Annotated in this window: 20 protein-coding genes and 2 tRNA genes; 9 read left to right on the top strand and 13 right to left on the bottom strand. The window is 63.8% G+C overall.

The features are described 5' to 3' along the window. The first annotated feature begins 6 nt into the window (after positions 1-6). Positions 7-930, top strand: a complete 924-nt coding sequence (locus tag CH294_RS18930) for an alpha/beta hydrolase (RefSeq protein WP_094738833.1) — start codon at positions 7-9, stop codon at positions 928-930. Here CH294_RS18930 and CH294_RS18935 read toward each other — a convergent pair. Next, positions 924-5,090: a bifunctional nitrate reductase/sulfite reductase flavoprotein subunit alpha gene (locus CH294_RS18935; RefSeq protein WP_094738965.1), complete on the bottom strand. Its 4,167-nt coding sequence runs from the start codon at positions 5,088-5,090 to the stop codon at positions 924-926. The genes CH294_RS18930 and CH294_RS18935 overlap by 7 nt on opposite strands. 261 nt (positions 5,091-5,351) lie before the next feature. On the opposite strand from CH294_RS18935, the gene CH294_RS18940 reads away from it, so the two are divergent. Beyond that, positions 5,352-6,545: an Ig-like domain-containing protein gene (locus CH294_RS18940; RefSeq protein WP_094610116.1), complete on the top strand. Its 1,194-nt coding sequence runs from the start codon at positions 5,352-5,354 to the stop codon at positions 6,543-6,545. A gap of 19 nt (positions 6,546-6,564) precedes the next feature. On the opposite strand, the gene CH294_RS18945 is transcribed toward CH294_RS18940, so the two are convergent. The 3 genes from CH294_RS18945 to orn all read right to left on the bottom strand — a co-directional run bounded on the left by CH294_RS18945 (position 6,565) and on the right by orn (position 8,407). Continuing rightward, complete coding sequence (locus CH294_RS18945) at positions 6,565-7,326, bottom strand: M23 family metallopeptidase (RefSeq protein WP_037177223.1); 762 nt, start codon at positions 7,324-7,326, stop codon at positions 6,565-6,567. 315 nt (positions 7,327-7,641) lie between these two features. Continuing rightward, positions 7,642-7,717: transfer RNA gene (locus CH294_RS18950), tRNA-His, on the bottom strand. Between the two features lie 78 nt (positions 7,718-7,795). Then, on the bottom strand, positions 7,796-8,407 hold the full coding sequence (gene orn / locus CH294_RS18955; RefSeq protein WP_080730668.1) for an oligoribonuclease: 612 nt from the start codon (positions 8,405-8,407) through the stop codon (positions 7,796-7,798). A 94-nt stretch (positions 8,408-8,501) separates the two neighbouring features. On the opposite strand from orn, the gene CH294_RS18960 reads away from it, so the two are divergent. Further along, positions 8,502-10,226 carry a helicase HerA-like domain-containing protein gene (locus CH294_RS18960; RefSeq protein WP_037151309.1) on the top strand — a complete coding sequence of 575 codons (1,725 nt, stop codon included), beginning with the start codon at positions 8,502-8,504 and terminating at the stop codon, positions 10,224-10,226. Here CH294_RS18960 and cmrA read toward each other — a convergent pair. From cmrA to CH294_RS18975, 3 genes are read right to left on the bottom strand one after another with little or no spacing between them, the layout of a single operon-like run. Then, positions 10,223-11,026: a mycolate reductase gene (gene cmrA, locus CH294_RS18965; RefSeq protein ID WP_094738834.1), complete on the bottom strand. Its 804-nt coding sequence runs from the start codon at positions 11,024-11,026 to the stop codon at positions 10,223-10,225. The genes CH294_RS18960 and cmrA overlap by 4 nt on opposite strands. Positions 11,027-11,049: 23 nt before the next feature. Then, positions 11,050-13,095 carry an NADPH-dependent 2,4-dienoyl-CoA reductase gene (locus CH294_RS18970; protein ID WP_094738835.1) on the bottom strand — a complete coding sequence of 682 codons (2,046 nt, stop codon included), beginning with the start codon at positions 13,093-13,095 and terminating at the stop codon, positions 11,050-11,052. After that, on the bottom strand, positions 13,092-13,619 hold the full coding sequence (locus tag CH294_RS18975) for a PadR family transcriptional regulator (RefSeq protein ID WP_032402359.1): 528 nt from the start codon (positions 13,617-13,619) through the stop codon (positions 13,092-13,094). Before CH294_RS18975 ends, CH294_RS18970 begins: the two co-directional genes overlap by 4 nt. Positions 13,620-13,702: 83 nt before the next feature. Between CH294_RS18975 and CH294_RS18980 the strand changes: the two genes are divergently transcribed. Beyond that, positions 13,703-15,025: an MFS transporter gene (locus CH294_RS18980; RefSeq protein ID WP_094738966.1), complete on the top strand. Its 1,323-nt coding sequence runs from the start codon at positions 13,703-13,705 to the stop codon at positions 15,023-15,025. Here CH294_RS18980 and CH294_RS18985 read toward each other — a convergent pair. Together CH294_RS18985 and CH294_RS18990 are read right to left on the bottom strand one after the other, a co-directional pair. Beyond that, positions 15,022-15,840 (bottom strand): alpha/beta hydrolase, encoded by an 819-nt coding sequence (locus CH294_RS18985; RefSeq protein ID WP_032402526.1) that lies wholly within the window; start codon positions 15,838-15,840, stop codon positions 15,022-15,024. The two genes, CH294_RS18980 and CH294_RS18985, sit on opposite strands and share 4 nt — an antisense overlap. Before the next feature lie 35 nt (positions 15,841-15,875). Beyond that, complete coding sequence (locus tag CH294_RS18990) at positions 15,876-16,526, bottom strand: TetR family transcriptional regulator (protein ID WP_230592413.1); 651 nt, start codon at positions 16,524-16,526, stop codon at positions 15,876-15,878. Positions 16,527-16,697: 171 nt separating this feature from the next. Between CH294_RS18990 and CH294_RS18995 the strand changes: the two genes are divergently transcribed. The 3 genes from CH294_RS18995 to CH294_RS19005 all read left to right on the top strand — a co-directional run bounded on the left by CH294_RS18995 (position 16,698) and on the right by CH294_RS19005 (position 19,316). Then, a complete protein-coding gene (locus CH294_RS18995; RefSeq protein WP_032402360.1) occupies positions 16,698-17,810 on the top strand; it encodes an FAD-binding oxidoreductase in 1,113 nt (370 codons plus the stop codon). A gap of 61 nt (positions 17,811-17,871) precedes the next feature. Next, complete coding sequence (locus CH294_RS19000) at positions 17,872-19,056, top strand: acyl-CoA desaturase (RefSeq protein WP_032402361.1); 1,185 nt, start codon at positions 17,872-17,874, stop codon at positions 19,054-19,056. 23 nt (positions 19,057-19,079) lie between these two features. After that, the gene (locus tag CH294_RS19005) at positions 19,080-19,316 is read left to right on the top strand and encodes a hypothetical protein (RefSeq protein ID WP_032379604.1); all 237 of its coding nucleotides are present in this window, start codon (positions 19,080-19,082) and stop codon (positions 19,314-19,316) included. Between the two features lie 55 nt (positions 19,317-19,371). On the opposite strand, the gene CH294_RS19010 is transcribed toward CH294_RS19005, so the two are convergent. From CH294_RS19010 to CH294_RS19020, 3 genes are all read right to left on the bottom strand, one after another. Next, positions 19,372-20,481: a class I SAM-dependent methyltransferase gene (locus CH294_RS19010; protein ID WP_094738967.1), complete on the bottom strand. Its 1,110-nt coding sequence runs from the start codon at positions 20,479-20,481 to the stop codon at positions 19,372-19,374. A gap of 13 nt (positions 20,482-20,494) precedes the next feature. After that, positions 20,495-21,637, bottom strand: coding sequence for a N(5)-(carboxyethyl)ornithine synthase (locus CH294_RS19015; protein ID WP_094610057.1), 1,143 nt, complete (start codon positions 21,635-21,637; stop codon positions 20,495-20,497). A 74-nt stretch (positions 21,638-21,711) separates the two neighbouring features. After that, on the bottom strand, positions 21,712-23,175 hold the full coding sequence (locus CH294_RS19020) for an MFS transporter (protein WP_032402363.1): 1,464 nt from the start codon (positions 23,173-23,175) through the stop codon (positions 21,712-21,714). Positions 23,176-23,270: 95 nt separating this feature from the next. Here CH294_RS19020 and CH294_RS19025 point away from each other — a divergent pair, with 95 nt between their 5' ends. Then, positions 23,271-23,870 (top strand): helix-turn-helix domain-containing protein, encoded by a 600-nt coding sequence (locus CH294_RS19025; protein ID WP_032402364.1) that lies wholly within the window; start codon positions 23,271-23,273, stop codon positions 23,868-23,870. A 61-nt stretch (positions 23,871-23,931) separates the two neighbouring features. Here CH294_RS19025 and CH294_RS19030 read toward each other — a convergent pair. Beyond that, positions 23,932-24,004: transfer RNA gene (locus CH294_RS19030), tRNA-Arg, on the bottom strand. Positions 24,005-24,149: 145 nt separating this feature from the next. Between CH294_RS19030 and CH294_RS19035 the strand changes: the two genes are divergently transcribed. Continuing rightward, on the top strand, positions 24,150-25,307 hold the full coding sequence (locus tag CH294_RS19035) for an XdhC family protein (protein ID WP_094738968.1): 1,158 nt from the start codon (positions 24,150-24,152) through the stop codon (positions 25,305-25,307). Positions 25,308-25,325: the final 18 nt, after the last annotated feature.

Here is a 25,325-nt window from a genome sequence, read left to right on the forward strand (position 1 = left end):
CTGCCCATGACGTCGCAGCCGGGGGGCTCGTTTCCTGATCGTGTAGAGGTCTCGTTCGATTCGCATGGGGATTCCTGCGCGGCGTGGCTCTATCTTCCGAACGACCCGCGCCCAGCTCCGGTGATCGTCATGGCGCACGGTCTCGGCGGTACCCGGGAGATGCGACTCGACGCCTATGCCGAGCGCTTCTGTGCCGCCGGGTACGCCTGCCTGGTGTTCGACTATCGCTACTTCGGGGCCAGCGGCGGCGAGCCGCGCCAGTTGCTCGATATCGAGTCCCAGTTGCAGGACTGGGCTTCGGCCATCGCCCATGCGCGTTCGCGTACCGATGTGGACAACGGTCGAATCGTGTTGTGGGGCTCGTCGTTCGGCGGGGGCCACGTCATAGTCGCTGCCGCCCGAGACCAACAGGTCGTGGCCGTCGTGGCGCAGTGCCCGTTCACCGACGGCATTGCGTCGGGGCTGGCGTCGAACACGTGGACCTCGGTGAAGCTGTCCGGCCGGGCCTTGGCAGACCTCGCGGGATCGGTGATCGGGCGCCCGCCGCTGATGGTGGCGACGGCTGGGCGACCCGGGACGACCGCGCTGATGACCTCACCCGACAGTTACGACGGCTATCTGGCCCTCGCTCCTGACACCGACGAATCGTTCCACAATCGGGTAGCGGCCAGAGTCGCGCTGCAGATCGTGCGGCACCGGCCCGGACGTCGAGCCGAGGATGTTCGATGCCCCATTCTGTTCGTCGTCTGTGAGACGGACTCGGTCGCGCCCGCAAAAGCAACCCTGCGGTACGCACGGAAGGCTCCGCTCGGCGAGATCAGGACCTACGACGCCGGTCACTTCGAGATCTATCTGGGAGAGGCGTTCGAGAGGGTGGTGGCAGATCAGCTCGAGTTCCTGACGCGCACCGTGCCACTGCACCGTCAGTAAACGTCGCGCACGTAGCGCTTCTCGGCAGCAAGAGCTTTGACGTAGGCCTCGGCACTGCTGGGAGCGAGCTTTCCGTGCTGGGCCACCACGCCCTTCAGCGCAGCATCGACGTCCTTGGCCATTCGCGTTGCGTCGCCGCAGACGTAGAAGTGGGCGCCACGAGCAATCCAGTTCCACAACTCGGCCCCGTGCTCACGCATCCGATCTTGAACGTAGACCTTGTCTTTCTGATCGCGCGAGAAGGCAACGTCCAGGCGGCTGAGCGACCCGTCCCGCATCATCTCTGTCAGTTCGTCGCGGTAGTAGAAATCTGTATCCGCATGTTGCTCACCGAAGAACAGCCAATTCCGGCCGGTGTGACCCAGAGCCCGACGCTCGTGCAGGAACGCTCTGAACGGGGCGACGCCCGTGCCGGGGCCGACCATGATCATCGGGGTGGCGGGGTCGTCCGGTGGCTTGAAATGCGAGGACTTCTGCACGAAGATCCCCACCTCGTCGTTCGCCGCGTGGTCGGCCAGATACGTCGAGCACACGCCGCGTCGCGGAACTCCGTGCACGTTGTACCGTACCGCCGAAACAGTCACCTGTACCTCGTTGGGATTCTCCTTCGGACTCGAGGAAATCGAATACAGGCGCGGCTGCAGCGGTTTGAGAACTCCCAGCCAGTCTTCTACCGACGCCCTGACCGGATGGGCAGCGAGGACATCGATCGACTGGCGACCCCACATCCAGTCGAGCAACGCATGTTTGTTGTCGGGATGCAGCATTGCTTCGAGATCGTCCACCGCGGTCCGGCGGTGAATGAATTTCAGTAGATCCGGTGTTGCACGGGCGATCTCGAGGTGGCTGCGCAGTGCCGTGTGCAATGTCATGGCACCGGTGCCGCTGAGATCGACATTCGTGTCGCCGTCCAGTCCGGTTGCCAGCAACCACTCGTCGACGAAAGCATCGCTGTTGCGCGGCCAGACTCCGAGCGCATCGCCCACTTCGTAGTCGAGTGTTCCGTCGGGTAGGTGAAAGCCGAGTTGACGCACGTCCTTCATCGATCCGCGCGAATTCAGTACTCGGTTGCGTACGACAGTCGTCACGAGCGGAGACTTCTTGCTGAAGCGCGCCGGGGCGGCATCGTGTGTTGTCTGTTCGATAGGTCGTGTCTTCTCCACCGTCGTCGGCGCGACGAGGCCACCTGTGTTCGAGGGGCTGGCGGTGTCATCGTTACGAAGGCAGACCACCACCGCGTCGAGCCACGATGCGGCCTCGTCTTCGTAATCGGGTTCGCAGTCCACTCGGTCGAGGAGCCGGGTAGCACCCAATTCGGAGAGACGCTCGTCGATCCTGCGGCCGTGGCCGCAGAAGTCGGCGTAGCTCGAGTCGCCGAAAGCGAGTACTGCGTAACGGATTCCATTCAGACCGCGCACCGACTCGGCGACCAGGCTGTCCCAGAACGTCGCCCCGTTGTCCGGAGCTTCGCCGTCACCGGTGGTACTGCTGACGATCAGCACATCTGCCTCGGCGGGCAGTCGATCGACGGTGAAGGAGTCCATCGAGTGCTCCGCGACGGTCAGCCCTGCTCCCTTCAGATGTGACAGGCAGGTCTGCGAGTACTCCTCGGCAGTCCCGGTCTGCGAGGCCCACAGCAGAAGAAGCGGCCGCCCCGACGAGTCGGGGGAGAGGTCCGGTGCCGTGGTCGGCGCGCCGTCGAAGTCGATTCTGCGCGAAAACAATCCGGCGAGAACTCCGTCGAGCCAGGCGTGAGTCTCGGGGGACAGGGGTGTCTGCGCCGGCAGGGTGGGAGTTCCCGCGGCCGCACGGCCTGCCGCGCTACCCAGACCCTCCAGCAACCCGGCGATGTAGCTCTGCTCGACCGCGGTGAACGGTGCCGACGGGCGGGCGGGTCGGCCGACCATCTCGGCGAGTGCGTCGATCGGATCCTCGGTACCGTTCTCGACCACAGGCGACGGTGGCTCCACTGCAGCAACTTTGGTGAGTGTGACTGCGCACGCCTTGAACTCGGGTTGCTGGCTGTACGGATCGACCGCATCGTTGGTGACCGCATTGATCGCCAGATTTTCGCCGAACTCGTCGTTCCAGTGAAACGGAGCGAAACAGTTGCCCGGGAGAACTCGATCGGTGACGACTGCCGGGAGTACCGCTCGGCCCCGTCGAGATACGATTTCCACACTGTCGCCCTCGGTGAGACCGAGACGGTCGGCATCGATGGCATGTACCTCGACGAACGGGCCGGGATCGAGCTTGTTCAGCTTGGCGACCTTGCCGGTTTTGGTCATGGTGTGCCACTGATGGGGCAGGCGACCGGTATTGAGAACGAACGGGTAGTCGTCGTCGGGCATCTCGGCCGGTGCCATGCTCGGCCTGGCGAAGAACTGTGCTCGTCCGGTGGGGGTGGGGAAGGACAGTGCGGGAATCGATCCGTCCTCGCAGATGCGTTGTCTCTGGCTGACCCCGTCGTTGAGGTAGCGGATCGGGTTTCTTGTGGTCGTTGCATCGGGCGGGCACGGCCACTGGAGTGGATTCTCGCGCAGGCGCTCATAGGTGACACCGCGGATGTCGTAGCCGGTGTCAGGGTTCGAGAATCGCTTGATCTCCTCGAACACCTCCTCGGCGCTCGAATAGGTGAATGCCTCCGAATATCCCAGCGCGCAGGCCATGTCGGCGATGATCTTCCAGTCCGGCAGAGCCCCGCCCGGTGCCTCGACTGCCGGTTGGAACAGCGTCAGGTTGCGCTCGGAATTGACCATCACGCCCTCGGCTTCGGTCCACAGGGCCGCGGGAAGCATGACATCGGCGTAGCTGTTGGTCTCGGTATCGGCGAATGCATCCTGAGTGATCACCAACTCGGCGCGTTCCAGGCCGTCGATCACTGTCGTTCGGTTGGCCACCGAGGCAACCGGATTGGTGCAGATGATCCAGCAGGCCTTGATGTCCCCTGCGGCGAGCTTGGAGAACATCTCGATGGTTCCGCCGCCGACGTCGGTGCGGAGCGTCCCCTCGGGGATGCTCCATCGATTCTCGACGAATTCACGGTCGGCATCGCTGATCACCGATCGCTGCCCCGGGAGTCCCGGGCCCATGTAGCCCATTTCTCGTCCGCCCATGGCGTTCGGTTGCCCGGTCAAGGAGAAGGGTCCGCTTCCGGTCTTGCAGATGGCACCGGTCGCCAGATGAAGGTTGCACAGTGCGTTGGTGTTCCAGGTTCCGTGCGTCGACTGGTTGAGGCCCATGGTCCAGCAGCTCATCCAGTTGTTCGCATCACCGATCATCGCGGCCGCGGCGCGCAGGTCCTGCTCGTCGAGACCTGTTGCAGCACAGACTTTGTCCAGGGTGTAGTCGGCGAGGAATTCCGGCATCGCGTCCCACCCGTCGGTGAATTTCGTGATGAACTCGGGGTCGGTGTTGCCGTCCTCGACGATGAGCGCCAGCAACCCGTTGAGTAGGGCCAGGTCCGAGCCCGGCTTCAGTTTCAGATGCAGGTGGGCCTTGTCTGCGGTCGCGGTACGTCGAGGGTCGACGACGATCAGCTTCGCGCCGGCCTTGACTCGGTCCATCATCCGCAGAAACAGAATGGGGTGGCAGTCGGCCATGTTGGAGCCGATGACGAAGAAGACATCGGCGTGGTCGAAGTCCTCGTAGGATCCGGGCGGGCCGTCGGCACCGAGCGACTGTTTGTATCCGGTTCCCGCGCTTGCCATGCACAGGCGCGAGTTGGATTCGATCTGGTTGGTGCCGATGAACCCCTTGGCCAATTTGTTCGACAGATACTGAGCTTCGATCGACATCTGCCCTGATACGTACAGTGCCACTGCATCGGGACCGTGCTCGTCGATGATAGTGCGGAGCCGCCCAGCGGCGTTGTTGATCGCCACCGCGGTGTCCGTGCTTTCCGCGCTCTCGCCGCGGCGATGCCGAATCTGCGCTTTCTCGAGTCGACCGGGACCGGCCAGCATGTCTGCAGTGGTCGTTCCCTTGGTGCACAGGCGGCCGAAGTTGGCCGGGTGAGACTTGTCGCCGACGGACTTGGTGACGACGGACCTGGTGACGACGGGGCGTGCGTCCGCCGACGTCGAGAGGCCGCCGACCTGGAGCACCATGCCGCATCCCACACCGCAGTACGCGCAGAGTGTCTTCACCGTGGTGACCATGGATTCCACAGTGCCCGGCCCAAGGTGCGCGGCCATTACACGTCAGTTAGCCCGATATGACGTTGTCCTCACCGTGCTGTGCGGGGCTCGGTGATCTGGTGTCGTGAAGCGCATCGCATTGGGTGAGGAGGTAACACGAACTTTACGCCTCGCGATTGGTACTCGAACGTTATTCATCGAACGGGCTGTCGAGTGGAATGTGAAGATTCTCCGCTGGCACAATCGTGCGAGTCGGGCTCGAAGTGGGAAGTGGTGTGGTTGATGAGGGTGAATCGCGGATTCGTACTCGCCGCGGTGGGAGTCGTCGCTTCGGTGGCGGTCCTGTCGGGATGCAGCTCTGCGTCGGACATTTCCGAGCCCTCGGTGCCCATCGACTCCAACCCGATGACCGAGCTGATGAAGCCGAAGTTGACGTCGAGTGTCCTCGACGGAGCAGTCGGATTCTCGCCCGCCGACCCGGTGACCGTCTCGGTGGCCGACGGCAAATTGTCCTCGGTGACGATGCTCAATCCGGCTGGAGAGCCGGTGTCGGGGGCAATCGCGCCCGACGGTTTGTCGTGGACCAACACCGAGCCGCTCGGCTACGACCGCGAGTATCGCGTGCAGGCCGACGCATACGGACTCGGGGGAGCGTCGAGCACGATCACCAGCTTCACCACCAGCCAGCCCGGTAACTTCACCAAGCCGTACGTTCTGCCGAATCCCGGTGACGTCGTGGGTATCGGGCAGCCCGTCGCGGTCCAGTTCGACGAAGCCATCACCGACAAGCTTGCTGCACAGAACGCGATCACGGTGACCACGACGCCTGCCGTCGAAGGCGCGTTCTACTGGGTCAACAACAAAGAGGTTCGCTGGCGACCACAGAATTACTGGGCACCGGGCACCAAGGTCGACGTGGCGGTGAACGTGTACGGGCGCGACCTCGGTGACGACATCTACGGTCAGGAGAACGCGACGACGTCGTTCACGATCGGTGATGCCGTCATCGCCACAGCCGACGACAACACCAAGCAGGTGACGTTCAACGTCAACGGCCAGGACGTCATCACCATGCCGACGTCGATGGGCAAGGACAGCACCCCGACCGACAACGGCGTCTACATCATCGGTGACCGTTTCGAGCACCTCGTGATGGATTCTTCGACGTACGGCGTGCCGGTGAACTCGTCCACCGGATACCGAACGCCCGTCGATTGGGCGACGCGAATGTCCTACAGCGGCATCTTCTTCCACTCCGCACCGTGGTCGGTGGGGCAACAGGGGTACTCGAACGCCTCGCACGGTTGTCTGAATCTGAGCCCGACCAATGCCAAGTGGGTCTACGACAACACCAAGCGCGGCGACATCGTCGTCGTGAAGAACACCGTCGGTGGAACGCTGTCGGGTACCGACGGCCTCGGTGATTGGAACATCCCGTGGGACGAGTGGAAAGCGGGCAACGCCACCACGGTCTGATCGGTTTCGATCGGGTGGGTCAGCTTCGATCGCGGGTTTGATACAGCGAAGGATCTATGCCGAGTGTCTTCAGGTACGCCACCGGTTCGATGCTCGAGCCGTTGTTGCGTACTTCGAAGTGCAGATGCGGTCCTGTCGAATTGCCGGTGCTGCCGACTGCGCCGAGTACGTCTCCCGGTGCCACCTCGTCGCCGACCGACACCGCGAGGCTGGACTGATGGCCGTAGTAGGTCTCGGTATTGCCGCTCTTGACCCGAACGAGCTTGCCGTAGCCGTCGCCCGCGTCTCCGGCCTGAACGACGGTTCCGCCGGTCACCGCATGGATGGGGGTCCCGCTGTCGGCGGCCAGGTCCACGCCCTGGTGGTACTGCGCGCCGTTGCCGGTCGGGTTGTTGCGTCCGCCGTAGCCGGAGGTGATGCGGTATTTGCCTGCATCGATCGGCAGCACGGCACCGCCGAGACCGACGGTCGGCGGTGCGGTCGGTAGTTCGATCTCGGGAACATCGACAGTGCTCGGAGCGTCCGGCGAATCCGGTACCGACAGCACGTCGCCGTCGAGAACGATCGCCGCGACCTGGTTGATGAGAACACCGGTGGCGTCGAGCACCGCGGCGAGAATCGCGGCCCGCTGTTGGGCATCGGGCTGGGGGATCGGGATCTGAGGTAGTTCGATCGTGGGTTGAGCGGTGGCCACCGCTGGGCTGAGCAAGCCGGTTGTGCCGATGCACAGTGCTGCCGACAAGATCGAACCCGCTATGACTCTGTGCATTCTGCGACCCACGAAAAGCCTCCTCGTCTGCGTCCTCCGCGCACCGTCGGATGGGTGCGCGCAGGACGTAAGAACATGTTCGGTGACGCTTCGGGGCACGCTGAACTCACGTAGCAAAAAACACATGAATCACATTGGTACTTTTCTTCCCCAAAAGTGCCATTAGTAACCGTACGTCACATCAACCCCACAGGAAACCTGAAAGTTGAATTACAACAACGTAATTCGAGGTCAGGGTGGGTGCCTCGGCACCTCCGGCCGGTCTGAGACGTGTGAAATGAACGCACGAAAAAGGCCGGTCTCACGAGGAGACCGGCCTTCTTCGTATGGGGTGAGCGACGGGACTCGAACCCGCGACATCCAGGATCACAACCTGGTGCTCTACCAGCTGAACTACGCCCACCATTGCACGCGTCCGCAGAACCTTTTCGGGCTCTGCATCAGCAGCGTCGACAATACTAGCGGGTTGAATCCGCGGTTGCTAATCCGCCCCCGGTTGCGTGTCGAGATCCTGAACAACGGCCGCGATGTCGCTGGTAGACGGCCCCGGCGGAGCCACGAAGGCCGTCCGGCGGTAGTACTGCAGTTCTTTGATCGACTCCTTGATGTCCGCCAGGGCACGGTGCGCAAGGCCCTTGGCCGGCTGTCCGTAGTAGATCCGCGGGTACCACCGTCGGGAAAGTTCCTTGATCGAGCTGACGTCGATCATTCGGTAGTGGAGGTAGGTGTCGAGCGCGGTCATGTCGCGAGAGATGAATCCACGATCGGTCCCGATGGAGTTTCCCGCGAGCGGAACCGTGCCGGCCACCGGGACGTGCTCCTTGATGTACGCCAGTACGCGCTGCTCGGCTTCCTCCAGCGTCACCGTCGATGCGCGCACTTCGTCGGTCAAGCCCGACTTGGCGTGCATGTCGGTCACGACGGCAGGCATGTTCGCCAACGCGTCGTCATCGGCGTGGATGACGATGTCGACACCCTCTCCGAGGATGTTCAGCTCACTGTCGGTCACCAGCGCCGCAATTTCGATCAACTTGTCCTTGCTCAGGTCCAAGCCGGTCATTTCACAGTCGATCCACACGAGTTTGTCCTGCACGCGCTCCACACTAGTGCGAGCTGTGATGCCACTAGGGTTTGCGGTGGCGATCGAACCAGTTCAGCACCAGCACACGTTCACGGAGGACGCGGACATGACAGTCGACCCGACCCAGCCGGCACCCACACTCAGCCCTGCCGAGAGGGCGAAGGCGGCCAAGGCGGCGGCCGTCGAAGCCGCACGGGTGGCTGCCGAAGCTCTGGCTGCAGCGGACGCCGCCGAGGCCGAGGCGCTTGCCGCGGAACAAGGGTCGACACCGACAGCGAACGGCAAGGCTGCCGAGATTGCCGCCGGCTACGCATCATCAGGTGCCGCACTGGAACTGGGAACCGTGGTTCTCGACGGCGTCACCGACCCCGCTGCTCGCATCCGAATTCCGTTGGCCACGTTGAACAGGCACGGTCTCGTTGCCGGGGCCACCGGAACCGGTAAGACGAAGACGCTGCAGGGGATTGCCGAACAGCTCTCTGCGGCAGGGGTTCCCGTCGTCATGGCCGATGTCAAAGGCGATCTGTCGGGACTGTCCGCGCCGGGCGAGGACAACGAGAAAATTCGGAGCCGCGCTGCGGACACCGGGCTCACGGACTGGGCTCCGGCCGGACACCCGGTGGAGTTTCTTTCTCTCGGCACCGAGGGAATCGGAGTGCCGGTCCGTGCCACCATCACGGCGTTCGGTCCGATCTTGCTGAGTAAAGTGTTGGGGCTGAACAATACTCAGGAATCCACCCTCGGTCTGATCTTCCACTGGGCCGACTCCCAGGGGCTCGCCCTGCTCGACCTCAAGGACCTGCGGTCGGTGATCATGCACCTGACCAGTGACGAGGGGAAAGCAGATCTCAAGGGCATCGGCGGGGTCTCCTCGGCCACCGCAGGAGTGATTCTGCGCGCGCTGGTCAACCTGGAGGCAGACGGAGGAGACACCTTCTTCGGTGAGCCGGAACTCGAGACCGAGGACCTGCTTCGCGTCGGACCGGACGGCAGAGGGGTCATCACTCTGTTCGAGCTCGGGGCGCAGGCGTCGCGGCCGGTGATGTTCTCCACGTTCTTGATGTGGGTGCTCGCCGACCTGTTCCAGACGCTTCCCGAAGTCGGTGACATCGACAAGCCCAAGCTGGTCTTCATCTTCGACGAGGCACACCTGCTGTTCGCCGATGCGTCCAAGGCGTTTCTGCAGCAGGTGGAACAGACCGTCAAGCTCATTCGCTCGAAGGGCGTCGGCGTCTTCTTCTGCACGCAGTTGCCAACCGACGTTCCCAACGACGTGCTCTCACAACTGGGCGCACGTATTCAGCACGCTCTGCGCGCCTTCACGCCCGATGATCAGAAGGCGTTGAACAAGACGGTGCGCACGTACCCCAAGACCGACGCGTACGACCTCGAAAAGGCGCTGACGTCGTTGGGGACCGGCGAAGCAATCGTGACGGTGCTCTCGGAGAAAGGCGCGCCGACACCGGTGGCGTGGACGAAGATTCGTCCGCCCCGCTCACTGATGGACACCATCGGCAACGACGCCATCGCCGCGGCCGCATCGTCGAGCACCCTGTCCGCGAAGTACCGTGAAACGATCGATCGCGAGTCGGCCTACGAGCGGATGAACGCGCGCGTGGCGAACGTGCCCGCTCCGGCCGAGAAGTTCGACATCCCGCCGCTGCCTGCCGATCTGCCCGACCTTCCCCCGAGCGAGCCTGACGGCCCGTCGGCTGCCGAGCGCATCATGGGCAACCCGGCGGTCAAGAGCTTCCTGCGATCGGCTGCTTCGGCTGCCGGGCGGGAAATCTCGCGCAGTATCTTCGGAACCGGACGCCGGCGCCGGCGCTAGCTGCCGAGCTTCTTGTAGAAGCTGCCGATGATCGGTGCGGAGATGCTGCGTGGGCTGTACTGCCCGGCGACCGACATACCCTTGCTCAGCAGGCCCGGGACGACGCGCATCTTGTTCTTCGCGAGGCCGTCGAGGGACAGCTTCGCGGTGTAGGCGCTGTCGATCCACAGGAAGCCGGGAACCATCTTGTCCACGATCGAGGCATCGGCCGGGTCGGGTGTCTCGGTGCGGACCGGGCCCGGAGCGAGAAGCGTGACGTTGACGCCGGTGCCCGCGAGCTCGCCGCGCAGCGACTCGGAGAAGGTGTTGACGAAGGCTTTCGTCGCGGCGTAGGTCGCGTTGTTGGGGATGGCCATGTTGCCCGCCGCAGATCCGGTGATGAGGATTCCGCCTGCTCCGCGACCGATCATGCCGGGCATGACCGCGAGCGTGAGGTCGTGTACGGCAACGGCATTGAGCTCCACCTGATCGCGCTCGTACGCCGGGTCCAGACCGGCCACCGGTCCGAACGTCGCGATGCCCGCGTTGTTGCACAGGATGGAGATCTCGCGCTCGGACAGCTCGGTGACCAGTGCCTGCCGCTGCTCACGATTCGACAGATCCGACTGACGCACCTCGACGGCAACGCCGTGTTCGGCCGTGAGCTTCGCAGCCAACGCCTCGAGCAGCTCGCCGCGTCGAGCCACCACGATCAGCGAGTGACCACGGGCGGCGAGTTCGGTGGCCAGGGCTTCACCGATACCGGAAGAGGCTCCGGTGACGACGGCGCGGGCATCGGGGTTGGGCTTGGGCAGGCTCACGGTGAGACAGGCTAGCGGACAGATCAGATCGTCGCCGCGAGCCGGGTGCCCTGCTCTATCGCTCGTTTGGCGTCCAGCTCGGCCGCGACGTCCGCACCGCCGATGATGTGCGTGGTGGTACCCGCGGCCTTCAGCTCGTCGACCAGATCGCGAACCGACTCCTGGCCCGCGCAGATCACGATGGTGTCGACCTCGAGCAGACGCGCGCGCTCATGCTTCTCGCCGAACGAGATGTGCAGGCCCGCGTCGTCGATTCTCTCGTAGTTGACGCCTGAAAGCTGATGCACGCCTTTGGCTTTGAGGGCCGCGCGGTGAACCCAACCCGTCGTCTTGGCCAGCCCTGCGCCGATGCGTCCCGGCTTGCGCTGCAGCAGATACACCTCACGCGGTGACTGCGCGGGCACCGGTGTGGTCAACGCTCCTGGCGCGGCCTCGGGCTCGGTGACGCCCCACTCCTGCTTCCATTCCTTCAGGTCCAGCGTGGGGGAGGCGTCGGTGGTGAGGAACTCGGAGATGTCGATGCCGATTCCGCCGGCTCCGATGACCGCAACCCGATCACCGACCGGCTTGCCGTCCCGAACCAGTTCCGCATACGACAACACCGAGGGGTGTTCGATGCCGGGGATGCTCGGAATCCGGGGAGTGACGCCGGTAGCCAGCACCACCTCGTCGAATTCGCCCGCAATCAGCTCCGCGGCCGAGACTCGGCTGCCCAAGTGGACGGCGACGTCGGCGGTGCGGAGCGCGCTGGAGAAATAGCGGATCGTCTCCGCGAATTCTTCCTTGCCGGGAATCAGCCGCGCGATACCGAACTGACCGCCGATCTCGGTTCCGGCCTCGAACAGGCTGACCGCATGGCCGCGTTGCGCGAGATTGAGGGCTGCGGCCAAGCCTGCGGGCCCGGCTCCGACGACAGCGACCTTCTTCGTCTTCTTCGTCGGCAGCAATTGCAGGTCGATCTCGCGGCCCGCACGGGGGTTGACCAGGCACGAGACCTTCTTGTGGACGAAGGCGTGGTCGAGGCAGGCCTGATTGCAGGCAATGCAGGTGTTGATCTGGTCCGCGGAGTCGGTGGCTGCCTTCTGGACCCAGAACGGATCGGCCAGCATCGGCCTGGCCATCGCGATCAGCTGTGCGTCTCCGCGGGCGAGAATGTTCTCGGCGATCTCGGGCATGTTGATGCGGTTGGATGCCGCAACGGGAATGGTGACGTACTTCTCCAGCTTGCCGGTGATGTCCGCAAACGCTGCTCGCGGAACCGAGGTGACGATGGTCGGCACCCGCGATTCGTGCCAGCCGATGTCGGTATTGATGATGTTCGCGCCTGCAGCCTCGACATCCTCCGCCAGGGCAACGATGTCGTTCCAGCTCTGGCCCTGTTCCACCAGGTCGGCCATCGACAGCCGGAACACGATGAGGAAGTCCGGGCCCACTGCAGCCCGCGTCTGTCGCACGATCTCCACGGCCATCCGACGGCGATTCTCCGCCGAACCGCCCCACTCGTCACGCCGCTTGTTGGTGCGCTCGGAGAGGAACTGATTGATGAAGTATCCCTCGCCGCCCATGATCTCGACGCCGTCGTATCCGGCGCTCTGTGCGAGCCGGGCGCAACGCACGAAATTGCGGATCTGCCAGCGGACGCCCCTCGACGTCAACCGCCGCGGCCGAAAAGGGTTGATGGGGGCCTTGATCGAGGAAGCCGACACGCTGAACGGTTGGTACGAATAGCGACCGGCGTGCAGGATTTGCAGCGCGATCTTGCCACCCTCACGGTGTACCGCCGCGGTGATCCGGCGGTGCCGACGGGCCTCGAGACGATTGGTCAGCTTGGCTCCGAACGGCAGGAGCCAGCCGGTGCGATTGGGGGCGTAGCCGCCGGTGACGATAAGGGCGACGCCGCCGCGGGCTCGCTCGGCGAAGTAGGCCGCCAACCGGCCGGTGTCGCGGGCGCGATCTTCGAGGCCGGTGTGGATCGAGCCCATGATCACCCGGTTCTTCAGCGTGGTCGCACCGACGTCCAACGGCGACAACAGAATCGGATACGGGCCTGCGGTCTGCTCGGTCTTCACAGCTTCTCCAATACTTCGGTGCACCACTCGGTGAATCCTTCTTCGACGCGAATTCCGCCGCGTAGCACCAGGTATTGATGCAACGCGGTGCCGGTGAGGGCAGCGGGATCCGGAAAATCCTGCTTCTCGATCAGTCGGTAGACGTCGAGTCGGGTGGCATGAACATCGCGATGGCGGGCGACCTCGATCTTCAACGCGTCGATGTCACCGTTGGCGGCACCGCGAATCTTGACGGCGAGCTCCTCGCGTAGCTGCGAGGGGTCGGTCGGCGCAGCGATCCAGCGATCGAGCTCGGCGCGGCCCGCGGCGGCGACCGAGTAGACCTTCTTGTCGGGACGGCCGTCCTGTGCGACGGCCTCACCGGTGATCCACCCGGCCCCGTCCATCCGCGTCAGCGTCCGGTAGATCTGCTGATGTGTTGCGCTCCAGAAGAAGCCGATGGACTTGTCGAACCGTCGGGCGAGCTCGTACCCCGAGCCACTGAGCTCGGTGAGGGAAACCAGGATCGCGTGTTCCAAAGCCACAACCGAGAGTATGTATGCAACGTGGTGACTATGCAACTAGGTGCACCAAAGAATTCGGATTCCGCGGTCTAGTGTTGGCAATCATGGGAACCCAGCCGGAGGCCGCTGTCGTCGGAGTCGCAACCACTCGTAAACAGGTCACCGCCTGGGGATTCTGGGATTGGGGCTCGGCTGCGTTCAACGCCGTGATTCTCACGTTCGTGTTCTCGGTGTATCTCACCGACGCCGTCGGCGACGACCTGCCCGGCTCGATCTCGGCCACCACCTGGTTCAGCTGGTCCATCGCGCTGTCGAGCGTCGTCATCGCGCTCCTCGCGCCGGTCTGCGGGCAGTACTTCGACGCGCGCGGCAAGCGAAAATGGTTGCTGGGAGTGTTGACCGGACTGACGGTCGTGGCCATGGCCGGGCTGTTCTTCGTCAAAGATGACTACCACTATCTGTGGCTCGGCCTGCTGCTACTCGGTCTCGGATCCATCATGTTCGAGTTGGCCAGCATTCCGTACAACTCGATGCTGCGGCAGGTCTCCACTCCGGAGAACATCGGTCGCGTATCCGGATTCGGTTGGGCGATGGGCTATTTCGGTGGAATCGTGCTGCTTCTCCTGTGCTACCTGGGCTTCATCGTCGGCGACGGCGACACTCGGGGTTTGCTGGGGTTGACCACCGACGGTGGCCTGAACATCAGACTCGTCGCCGTACTCGCGGCCGTATGGTTCGCGGTCTCGGCCATCCCGGTGATGTTCGCCGTTCCCGAAGTGCCCAGGGCCGTTGCCGATCCCACGGCTGCGCAGGCCGGGTTCGCGGAGTCCTATCGCGTTCTCTTTCGCGATGTGCGCGAATTGTGGAGTGCAGACCGGCGCGCCGTCTACTACCTGATCGCCAGCGCACTGTTCCGTGACGGACTGGCAGGTGTCTTCACCTTCGGGGCCGTTCTCGCCGTCAGCGTCTACGGCATCGGCGCGGCGGACGTACTGCTGTTCGGCGTCGCCGCCAACGTCATCGCCGGCCTCGGTGCCATCGTCGCCGGCCGGTTCGACGACAGAATCGGACCCAAGAAGGTCATCGTCTTCTCGCTCACGTCCATGATCGCGGCCGGCACCGTTCTGCTGTTCGTGTCGGGACCGACGATGTTCTGGATCTTCGGGCTGATCCTGTGCCTGTTCGTGGGGCCCGCACAATCCTCTGCGCGTACCTTCCTGGCCCGACTGGCACCTCCCGGGCGAGAAGGTCAGTTCTTCGGACTGTTCGCGACAACGGGTCGTGCCGCGTCGTTCCTCGCGCCGTCCCTGTTCGGCCTGTTCGTGTGGATGTTCGACGCCGACCGGGCAGGTATCGCCGGGCTGATCATCGTCCTTGCCGCCGGTCTGCTGGCGTTGCTGAAGGTGCGGGCTCCGGAGCAGGTCTAAGCGGAGTCGATACGGGCCAGGATCTCGGTCGTGAGTTCCCCGGGGGCTTCCTCGGGGATCCAATGGGAGATGCCGTCGAGTTCGACGAATCGGTACGGCGCATCGACGAATTCGCCGCAGCGCTCGGCACCGGCTCGGCCGATGGCGGTGTCGCCGTTGCTCCAGACGTACGTGGTGGGGACGGTCACCGGAGGGAGGTTCGCGAACTCCCTGGTCATCGCGGCGTACCAACTCGATGCGGCCGTCAGTGCCCCGGGGACGGTGAGATGCCGAACGTACTCGTCGTCGAGGCTCTCGGCACCGAACATCGCGCGCAGACGCTGTGCGTCGTTCTCCACCAGAACTCGCTCGGCCTTCTCCGGCTTCCGGAGCAGGCCGAAGTACTGCGACCGCTCCTGCTGATCCGGATCCTCGCGGATGGCCCAGTTGAACGCCGCCGAATGCGGAACCGATGCCGCGGTGAGCGTGCGGACACGATCGGGGTGCTCGGCCGCCAGGTGCCAGGCAACCACCGCACCCCAGTCGTGTCCGACCAGGTGCGCCGACGGTAGATCGAGCGCGTCGAGCAAACCGAGGATGTCACCGGTGAGCTGCTCGATGCGATAGTGCTCGACCCCGATCGGCCGGGCTCCGGGGGAGTATCCCCGCTGATTGGGCGCGATCACGCGACAACCCGCGGCGACGAGTCCGGGGGTCACGCTGGTCCACGACGCGTTGGTTTGCGGAAAGCCGTGCAGCGCAACGACTGGAACTCCATCCGAGGGGCCCGCCATCGCAACTTCGAATACGTACGCGCCGACACTTACCTCGGACATGAACTTCCCTTCGTGGACGTGTTCTTCTCGAACGGTCAAGCCCGCCGTGGTTCCCATCGGCTCATCCCGAGCATGATCATGCGGATCTGCTTCTCGGTTCGCTCGATCAGATCCTTCTCGTTCTGACTACCCGGTCTGTCGATTTCCAACAGGCCGACCACCGCAGTGAGCATGGTCGAGACGAGCAGATCGGCGGTCATCTCCAGATCGGCGACGTCCCACTGCTCGAGACCGGGCATGCGGGAGAGATCGATCGTCAGCTCACTGACGAACAGTCGCAGCTCGGTGGCGAAGGCACGACGAACCTCGGTGACGCCGCCGTACCGCTCGCGACTGAGAAAACGGAACTGATCCTCGTGGCTGCGAACCTGGCGGACCAGGATGCCGAAGGATTCGGTGGCCGTCTTGGCGCTCGGGTTGCGACGGGCATCACGCAACATCTGCCGCAGCATGCGCATGCTGTCCTCGACGAGAGCGACGCCCAGATCCTCCATCGAGGCGAAGTGGCGGTAGAACGCAGTGGGAACGATGCCGGCCGATCGGGCGACCTCGCGCAGGCTGACACTGGCGAAGGATCGTTCGCGTAGCAGGTCGAGGGTGCCCTCGATGAGGGCTTGGCGCGTGCGCTCCTTGCGCTCGGCGCGGGTCCCCGGTTCTGTCACAACGTCCAGTTTATGGGCGCGCATCCTGTGACCTTCCTTCCGGTTCTACCCGGACCCCCGTCGACGGCCGTTTTTGCTGTGTAACGACGGTCACATAAACGTTGACAGGTACCGGTGTCGCTCTGTCACACTCATGTTAGTGCACAATCGTTCACTGAATGGGTCGTTGGTTTCGATCCGGTTAGGGAGGATGGAATGACGCTTCAAGAACGTCCGTCGCGAACGTCGGGTTCGCGCAAGTTCTCGCTTCTTTCCCTGTTCGAGGCCATGGCCACACCCCACGCGCTCGATCGGTACCTCGAGCTCGTCGATCCTATGACGACGGTTCGCGACCTACGCGGAGAAGTGACCGAGATACACCGGTCCACCGAAGACTCGTTGACGCTCACCATCCGCCCGACACGTCAGTGGAAGGGCTTCAAGGCGGGTCAGTTCGTCCAGGTCGGTGTCGTCATCGACGGTGTTCGGCAGACGCGCTGTTACTCGCCCGCCTGCTCGCAGTACCGCAAGGACGGCCGGATCGAACTGACGATCAAGGCGCATCCCGAAGGCCTGGTGTCGCAGTACCTGCACAAGAACGCGCATGTCGGCCTCGTGGTCAGCCTGTCGCAGGCGGACGGCACGTTCGAGCTTCCCCAACCACGCCCGGCCAAGACGTTGCTGATCAGCGGTGGCAGCGGCATCACGCCGGTGTTGTCGATGCTCAGGTCGCTGCTGGACGAGGGGTACAGCAGCGACCTGACCTTCCTGCACTACGCGTTCACCGAGAACGACGTCGCGTACAAGAAGGACCTGGAGAAGATCGCCGCCGAGCACGAGAACGTGAACATCGTCTTCGCGTACACCGAGCAGAAGACGGGCGGCGACCTGTACGGGTTCTTCGGCCAGGAGCACCTCGATGCCGTGGCACCGTGGTTCGCAGACGCGGACACGTTCCTGTGCGGCCCTCCCGGACTCATGAAGGGCGTGAGGTCCTTCTTCGACGACGCAGGCCTCGGCGAGCGACTGCACCTCGAGGAGTTCACGCCGTCGTTCGCCACCGTCGGCGACGACGTCACCGGAGTCACCACGTTCTCCGGGAGCGATGTGTCCTCGGAGAACGACGGCGAAACGCTGCTCGAGCAGGCAGAGGCCGCTGGTCTCTCGCCGGCCAACGGGTGCCGGATGGGAATCTGCTTCACCTGCACCTCGGTGAAGAAGTCCGGCTGCACCAAGAACATCAAGACCGGCGAGACCGACACCGAATCCGACAAGAAGATCCAGCTCTGCGTGTCCGTCGCCGTCGGCGACGTCGACATCGACATCTAGGTCCACCCAAGACATTTCGACACACAGACCATCTCGACCCGATCGAATTGGAGATCATCAGATGCTCGGAACGATTCTCTCGATCCTGCCCACCGCGGTCCTACCGTTTCGCCGCAACGAGACACTGCCGGACGCGCCTACCGTGCTGACCTACGAACAGGTCGAGGAGCTCGGCCGTGAGCTCGACGACCTGCGTGCCCGAACCGTCGCCAAGCTCGGCGACGAGGACCGCGAATACATCTACAAGATCATCAAAGCGCAGCGCGGCCTGGAGATCACCGGACGCGCGTTGATGTACCTGCCGTTCCTCCCGCCGGCATGGCTCGCCGGTGTCGGTGCCCTCGGCGTTGCGAAGATCCTCGACAACATGGAGATCGGCCACAACGTCATGCACGGCCAGTACGACTGGATGCGCGAGCCCGGTCTGAACTCCGAGGTGTTCGAGTGGGACACCGTCTGCCCCGCAGACCAGTGGAAGCATTCGCACAACTACATGCACCACACCTTCACCAACATCGTCGGTATGGACCGCGACATCGGCTACGGCATCCTGCGGATGGACCAGGAACAGAAATGGAATCCGTACTACCTGGGCAACCCGGTGTATGCGTTCCTGTTGATGACGTTCTTCGAGTGGGGCGTCATGCTCCACGACCTCGAGACCGAGAACATCGTCGCGGGCAAGCGCAAGTGGCACGACGTCAAGCCGCTGCTGCAGGGCATGTGGCGCAAGGCGGGCAAGCAGGCGCTCAAGGACTACGTGATCTTCCCGGCGCTGACCGGACCGTTCTTCGCGTCCACCGTGGTCGGAAACGTTGCTGCGAACCTGATTCGCAACGTGTGGACCTACTCGATCATCTTCTGTGGCCACTTCCCGACCGGAGTCCAGACCTTCAGCCAGGAGGAGACCGCCGACGAGAGCCGCGGCGAGTGGTACGTGCGTCAGATGTTGGGATCGGCCAACATCGAGGGAACCCCGCTGTTCCACATCATGTCGGGCAACCTCTCGCACCAGATCGAGCATCACCTGTTCCCGGACCTGCCCGCGCATCGCTACCCGCAGATCGCGCCCGAGGTCAAGGCGTTGTGCGAGAAGTACGACCTGCCCTACAACACCGGCGGCTTCTTCCATCAGATCGGTTCCGTGTGGGGCAAGATCTTCAAGCTCGCCCTGCCCAATTCGCTCACGGGGTCGGCAGCTCCGGCCAGTGTTATCGTCGAGCGTAAGAAGACCAGCGCAGCGTGACGACTTCGAAGGGGGCGGTCCTGTTGGTGGGAAAGTTCGAGCGCAACAAGGACACCGTGCAGGAGTTCACCGAATCTGCCGCCAATCACGTCGGCCGGATCGTGGTGATCATCACCGGAGCCGTCCGCGATGTCACCCGTGAAATCGGAGACCTGATCACCGATGGCATCGAAATGCGGGAAGCGGCGAAGAAAGCGGAGCGTGACGCCCCGCTGGGCACCGTGATCAACGGAGAGTTCGAGACTCGCGACCGTCGTTGAGGTAGAGCACTATCGACAAAGCCGCCCGAGTAATGCTCGGGCGGCTTCGTCGTATCTAGCGGCGGTGCAGTCTCCACAGTGACGTCGTCTCGCGCGAGCGGGCCTCGTGCAGCACATCGGAGGAGTCGGTGACTCGCGAGTGCGTCGGTGTGGTGTCGCTACGGTCGACAACCACCAGCCCTGCAGCGGCGAAAGCCCCGAGAAGGTCTGCGCGCGTGACCAATCCGAGCAGTTCGGCGAGATCGGACAGAACCAACCATGCTTCGCCGTTCGGTGTCAGGTGCCCACCGAGGCGGCTCAGGAACGACTTGAGCATCCGCGAGCCCGGGTCGTAGACCGCGTGCTCGATGCCCGACGTCGGCTTCGTGGGAATCCAGGGCGGATTGCACACGATCAATCCCGCGCGCCCGGTCGGGAAGATGTCGGTCTGCACCACCTCGACTCGATCGGTGCAACCGAGTGCGTCGATGTTCTCTCGTGCACAGGCGACCGCCCGCGGGTCCTTGTCGGTGGCGACCACCGAGCTCACGCCGCGGCGGGCGAGTACTGCAGCCAGAACGCCCGAGCCGGTACCGATGTCGAACGCGCGGTCCGTGGGAGGCAGTGGTGCGTCGGCGACGAGTTGGATGTACTCGCCGCGAATGGGGGAGAAGACCCCGTAGTGCGGGTGGATCGAGGCGTCGAGAGCCGGGACGAAGACGCCCTTGCGACGCCACTCGTGTGCGCCGACCATGCCGAGGAGTTCGCGCAACGAGAGCACGCACGGCGCGGCATCGGGGCCGATGGCCTCCGACACTGCGGCCTGGACATCCGGTGCCCGGCCGAGATCGAGGCGGGCACTCGAATCGAGTTCCACCAGAAGCATTCCGAGCACTCGAGCGCGGCGCGCCTGGTTTTGGCGATGCAGATGAAACTGCTCGGCGGGCGACGCATCGAGCGACCGTTTGGCGGGCGGAACCCGACGGGTCATCGCGGACAACAGTTGTCGCGCATTGTTGTAGTCACCGCGCCACAGCAGAGCTTCGCCGATCGTGGCCAGCTTGTAGGCCACGTCTGCGGTCGTCGAATCGTCGACGATGCGCACCGCACGAGGCGCGGGAGCGCCGTTCTCCGACTGCCAGCGGGAGGTGCGTGCGCTCCCGTCCTCGACCCAGGTGATGCTCATGTCGCGCTGTCGTTCACGCTGCAGTGTGCGGGTACTCCGCACTGCGATGTTGGAAGGCAAGGATATTGGGGTTGACGATGACGCCGCCCCGGATCTCGATCGATCGCTCGATGGTGGAATCGGCGCTCCACGCCGAGGGGCCGTCGAGCACGATCCGCAAGTACGGCAGCAGCGATTCGCTTATCTCCCAGGTGGCCGAATTCCACAGATAGGACGGACTGTGGTCGACGGCGTAGTACCGCACGTTGTCGCCCACTGTGAACATGGGATCGGCGAACGCCGTGGGCTTGGCCCACTCGAATCCCATACCCTCGTCGCAGGAGACGTCCACCACGAGGGTCCCCGGTGCGAGGGTGGGTAGGTCCTGGTTCGTCAGGAACGTCAATGGTGAATTGGTATCCTGTAGAACACAATTGACGATGACGTCATGGTCGGCCAGGAAGTGTGACAGTGGTACTCGACCGTCCGGAGTGAGTGCTCGACTCTGGCGAGGGTCGGCGTCGTCGAGATCGAAATTGACGATGTTGGCCGAATGGATCGGCGAACTGACCGCAGTGACTCCGCGTTGGGTGAGAACGTCCACATCGTGAATGCCGTGGGCGTTGAGTGCGGTGACCGCACCGCGAGCGGTGGCTCCGAAGCCGATGACCGCAGCACGCAACCGGCGGCCGTAGTCGCCGGTGGACCCGATCAGTTGCAGTGCATGCAGCACGGAGCAGTAGCCGGCCAATTCGTTGTTCTTGTGGAAGACATGCAGATTGAACGAACCCTCGTTGGTCCAGTGGTTCATGGCCTCGAAGGCAATCAGTGTCAGCTTGCGATCGACGGCGATCTGCGTGAGCTTCTCGTCCTGCACACAGTGGGGCCAGCCCCACAGTGTCTGCCCTGGGCGTAAGGATGCAAGATCCTCCGCCTGCGGCTTGGGCAACAGAATCACATCGCACTCGGCGATGAGCTCCTCGCGTGTGCGAATGCCTCCTACTTGGCCGGCCAGGTGCTCGTCCGAAATTCCGAACGGTTCGCCGTAGCCGGATTCGACGAACATCCGGGCGAGGATATCGGCGTCGATTCGATCGAAATGCAGTGGATGAATCGGTAGTCGACGCTCATCGGGCTTGCGCGAACGTGAGAGGACTCCGAGAGTGAGCTGATGCACGTGTGACCCTTCGTTACCTCCAAGTCAACCACAGCGAGCTGGGACGGATTACGTTCGCGCTGGTCAGGGCGTAGTCATCGTTCTCGAGTGAGCTCGGGTACCTCGGTTGCGATGACGGTACGCGCTGGTGCCGCACGCAACGTTGGGATGAAACCGGCCAGGACCAAAGACAGTACGGCGGCACCGGCCGCCACGCCCATTGTGACGTGGAAAGCCGCTTCCGACGGAATCTCCCGGCCGCCGGCACTGACGGTGAGCTGAGCCAGAATGACGCCGGCGACCGCGCTGGCGAACGATGTTCCGAGAGAACGCATCAGCGTGTTGAAGCTGTTGGCTGCCCCGGTTTCCGACGCCGGGACCGCGCCCATGATGAGTGCAGGCATCGCGCCGTACGCCAGGCCGATGCCTGCGCCGATCACCAACGAGATCAGGACCAGGAGCCAGACGGCACCGAGCGTGACAGCACCGACGAGGTAGCCGGCCGCGATCACCGCAGCACCCAGCATCAGTGTCGTCTTCGGTCCGCGCGTAGTGGTGATGCGGGCCGACAGCGGCGCGACGAACATCATGACGATGCCCGAGGGGGCCATGACCAAACCCGCGGCGAGAATCGACTGGCCCAGTCCGTATCCGGTCTCGGTGGGCAGTTGCAGAACCTGAGGGAAGACCAGAGACATTGCGAACAAAGCGAATCCGATGGCGATCGAAGACAGGTTCGTGAACAGGATCTGGCGCCGCATGGTCACTCGGAGGTCGACGAGGGGTAGCGGTGTGCGTAGCTCCCACCAACCCCAGAACAGAAACGCAGCGAGGGAGAGCGCGAGCATCCCCATCGTCGTTCCGCTGGTCCAGCCCCAACTCGAACCCTTCGATATCGCGAGAAGCAACGACACGAGCGCGATCGACAGTGCCGCGGCACCGGGGAAGTCGAAGCTGCCCCCCGCTCGTACCGTCGATTCGGGGACGACAAGAACGACGAGAACGGTAACGACGACGCCGAGAGCGGCCGACGTCCAGAACAGGAAGTGCCAGTCGGCGTACTCCGCGATCAACGCGGCGGCCGGCAGGCCGAGCGCGCCGCCGACTCCGAGCGAGGCGCTCATGAGAGCGACGGAACCGGCGAGTTTCTCTCGGGGCAGGACGTCGCGCATCACGCTTATGCCGAGGGGGATCACACCCGACGCGAGACCCTGGAGTACCCGGCCGACGATGAGGGGCAGGACGGTGTCACTGAGCGCACCGACGACAGAACCGAGCACGAGAAGGGCGAGTCCGACCAGGAGTAGGCGGCGTTTGCCGAACATGTCGCCGAGGCGACCCATCACCGGGACGGCAACCGCGCCGGCCAGAAGCGTTGCCGTCACGACCCACGCGGTGTTCGCTGCAGAGGCGTTCAGCAGTGTCGGCAGCTGCGGAATGATCGGAATGACGAGTGTTTGCATCAATGCGACGACGATGCCGGCAAACGCCAGGACTGCAACAATCCCGTTCGTGCCGAGGGTTTTCGGTGCCGTGTCGTCGGGTGAAATTGCAGACATGCCGCTCCTCTGGTAATTGGTTGGTAAAGTATTTAAACCGGCTGACTTAAATAAGTTAAGTCATGTGATTGAACATGGCAAACGGAAGGGTGCACATGCACAGCGACGACACACGCGAAGTGATCCTGGTGGCCGCCGAACGGCTGTTCGCCGAGCGTGGCGTGTTCACGGTGTCCAATCGTCAGGTCAGCGAGAGTGCAGGACAGCGGAACAGTTCGGCCGTCGGCTACCACTTCGGGACCAAGGACGACCTGGTACTGGCCATCGTCGAGAAACATGCGCGGCCTATCGAAGAGCGCCGCGTCCGGATGCTGACGGAGGTCGAGGGGTCTACCGATCTTCGTGACTGGGTGTCGTGCCTCGTCCTTCCCTACATCGAGCATCTCGCATCGATCGGTGAGTCCTCGTCCTACGCTCGGTTCAGTGCGCAGGTGATGACGGATCCGACACTGCGCGGACTGGTCTACGAGACCGCACTGGAATCGCCTGCCCTACGTGGGATTCTGGAGGGAGTGCGGAGCTGCGTCGGCGATCTCCCGGAATCGGTGCGCAGGACGCGCGGAGACATGGTGAGGCAGCTGATGGTCCACATGAGCGCTGAGCGAGAGCGAAGCAACCCCCGCGAGTGGACGGGCTTCGGGACGGATCTGGTGGATGCCATGGTCGGGCTGTGGCGCGCGTCGGTCACCCAGTGACTTCGCTGGGATCGGTCGCAGCGAACCGAAAGTGCGATGTGCATTTCGACTGGTCAGAGTGTGCCCCCGGCAGGATTCGAACCTGCGACCAAGGGATTAGAAGGCCCTTGCTCTATCCCCTGAGCTACGGAGGCTGGCACGTACGGGCGAACCCGCTCGAGCACGGTTGACGAGTGTACCTTTCCGTATACGTCGATCGCGCAGGCATGGGTTGGGCGACGGCCGTAGCGGGAAAGCAAAGGTCTCGGAAACGTTCCGATGCATGTCGAAGGAGGTTCGATGCACGACATCCTCGACGACGCGATGAGCGCATGGAAGTCCGACGACATCGCAGCGGTGGCAACCGTGATCCGCACGTTCGATTCTGCACCGCGTCCCGCCGGAGCGGCCATGCTGGTCGGCGCGGACGGCACGGTTGCCGGGTCGGTGTCGGGCGGCTGCGTCGAAGGCTCGGTCTACGAACTCGCACAGGACGTCCTGCGCACCGGAACTCCGGTTCTCACTCGATACGGAGTGTCCGACGACGATGCGTTTGCCGTCGGGCTCACCTGCGGCGGAACACTCGACGTCTTCGTCGAAGTGTTCTCCCGGCAGACGTTCCCGGAACTCGACTCGGTCGTGGCGGACGTGCGCGACAACATTCCCGTCGCGGTGGCGACCGTGGTGTCGCACACCGATCCGGAACGCATCGGCCGAAGGATGGTCGTCGGAGAGGAGGGCACCCGCGGCTCGCTCGGCAGTGCGCGGGCCGACTCGGCCATCGCTGACGACGCGAAAGGGCTTCTGGCATCGGGACGTTCGGCCGTACTGACGTACGGTCCCGACGGTCAGCGACGAGGTGAGGGCATGGAGGTGTTCGTGTCCAGCCATGCACCGCCGCCCCGAATGCTGGTGTTCGGGGCCATCGATTTCGCCGCTGCGGTGGCGCAGCAGGGCGTTTTCCTCGGCTACCGCGTCACCGTCTGCGATGCGCGTGCAGTCTTCGCCACCCCGCAGCGATTTCCCGCCGCCGAACAGGTCGTCGTCGCCTGGCCGCACGACTACCTGACGGAGCAGTGGTCGGCGGGGGAGTTGGACGCGCGCACTGTTGTCTGTGTGCTCACTCACGACCCCAAGTTCGATGTGCCACTGCTCGAGGTCGCGTTGCGCCTGCCGAGCCTGGCTTTCGTCGGTGCGATGGGCTCACGCCGTACTCATGACGACCGCATGGCTCGGTTGCGCGCAGCGGGGCTGACCGAGTCCGAACTCTCCCGGCTGGCCAGTCCGATCGGTCTCGATCTCGGTGCACGTACGCCTCAGGAGACCGCGGTATCGATCGCGGCGGAGATCATCGCACGTCGCTGGGGCGGCACCGGGGAACCGCTGCGGGCCCGACACGGTCGCATTCATCACGACGCGATCGACGACGGGCGCGGGGGTAAGTACGACGCTGTGTAGGACTCGCCTTTCGAGTAT

The sequence above is a fragment of the Rhodococcus sp. 14-2483-1-1 genome (genome assembly GCF_002259335.1).
Classification (GTDB): Bacteria; Actinomycetota; Actinomycetes; order Mycobacteriales; family Mycobacteriaceae; genus Rhodococcoides.

Bases quoted from the DNA above. Each gene is read 5' to 3' on its own strand.
- CH294_RS18930 (WP_094738833.1), top strand. From the start codon at position 7: ATGACGTCGCAGCCGGGGGGCTCGTTTCCTGATCGTGTAGAGGTCTCG.
- CH294_RS18935 (WP_094738965.1), bottom strand. From the start codon at position 5,090: ATGGTCACCACGGTGAAGACACTCTGCGCGTACTGCGGTGTGGGATGC.
- CH294_RS18940 (WP_094610116.1), top strand. From the start codon at position 5,352: ATGAGGGTGAATCGCGGATTCGTACTCGCCGCGGTGGGAGTCGTCGCT.
- CH294_RS18960 (WP_037151309.1), top strand. From the start codon at position 8,502: ATGACAGTCGACCCGACCCAGCCGGCACCCACACTCAGCCCTGCCGAG.
- CH294_RS18980 (WP_094738966.1), top strand. From the start codon at position 13,703: ATGGGAACCCAGCCGGAGGCCGCTGTCGTCGGAGTCGCAACCACTCGT.
- CH294_RS18985 (WP_032402526.1), bottom strand. From the start codon at position 15,840: ATGTCCGAGGTAAGTGTCGGCGCGTACGTATTCGAAGTTGCGATGGCG.
- CH294_RS18990 (WP_230592413.1), bottom strand. From the start codon at position 16,526: ATGCGCGCCCATAAACTGGACGTTGTGACAGAACCGGGGACCCGCGCC.
- CH294_RS18995 (WP_032402360.1), top strand. From the start codon at position 16,698: ATGACGCTTCAAGAACGTCCGTCGCGAACGTCGGGTTCGCGCAAGTTC.
- CH294_RS19000 (WP_032402361.1), top strand. From the start codon at position 17,872: ATGCTCGGAACGATTCTCTCGATCCTGCCCACCGCGGTCCTACCGTTT.
- CH294_RS19010 (WP_094738967.1), bottom strand. From the start codon at position 20,481: ATGAGCATCACCTGGGTCGAGGACGGGAGCGCACGCACCTCCCGCTGG.
- CH294_RS19020 (WP_032402363.1), bottom strand. From the start codon at position 23,175: ATGTCTGCAATTTCACCCGACGACACGGCACCGAAAACCCTCGGCACG.
- CH294_RS19025 (WP_032402364.1), top strand. From the start codon at position 23,271: ATGCACAGCGACGACACACGCGAAGTGATCCTGGTGGCCGCCGAACGG.
- CH294_RS19035 (WP_094738968.1), top strand. From the start codon at position 24,150: ATGCACGACATCCTCGACGACGCGATGAGCGCATGGAAGTCCGACGAC.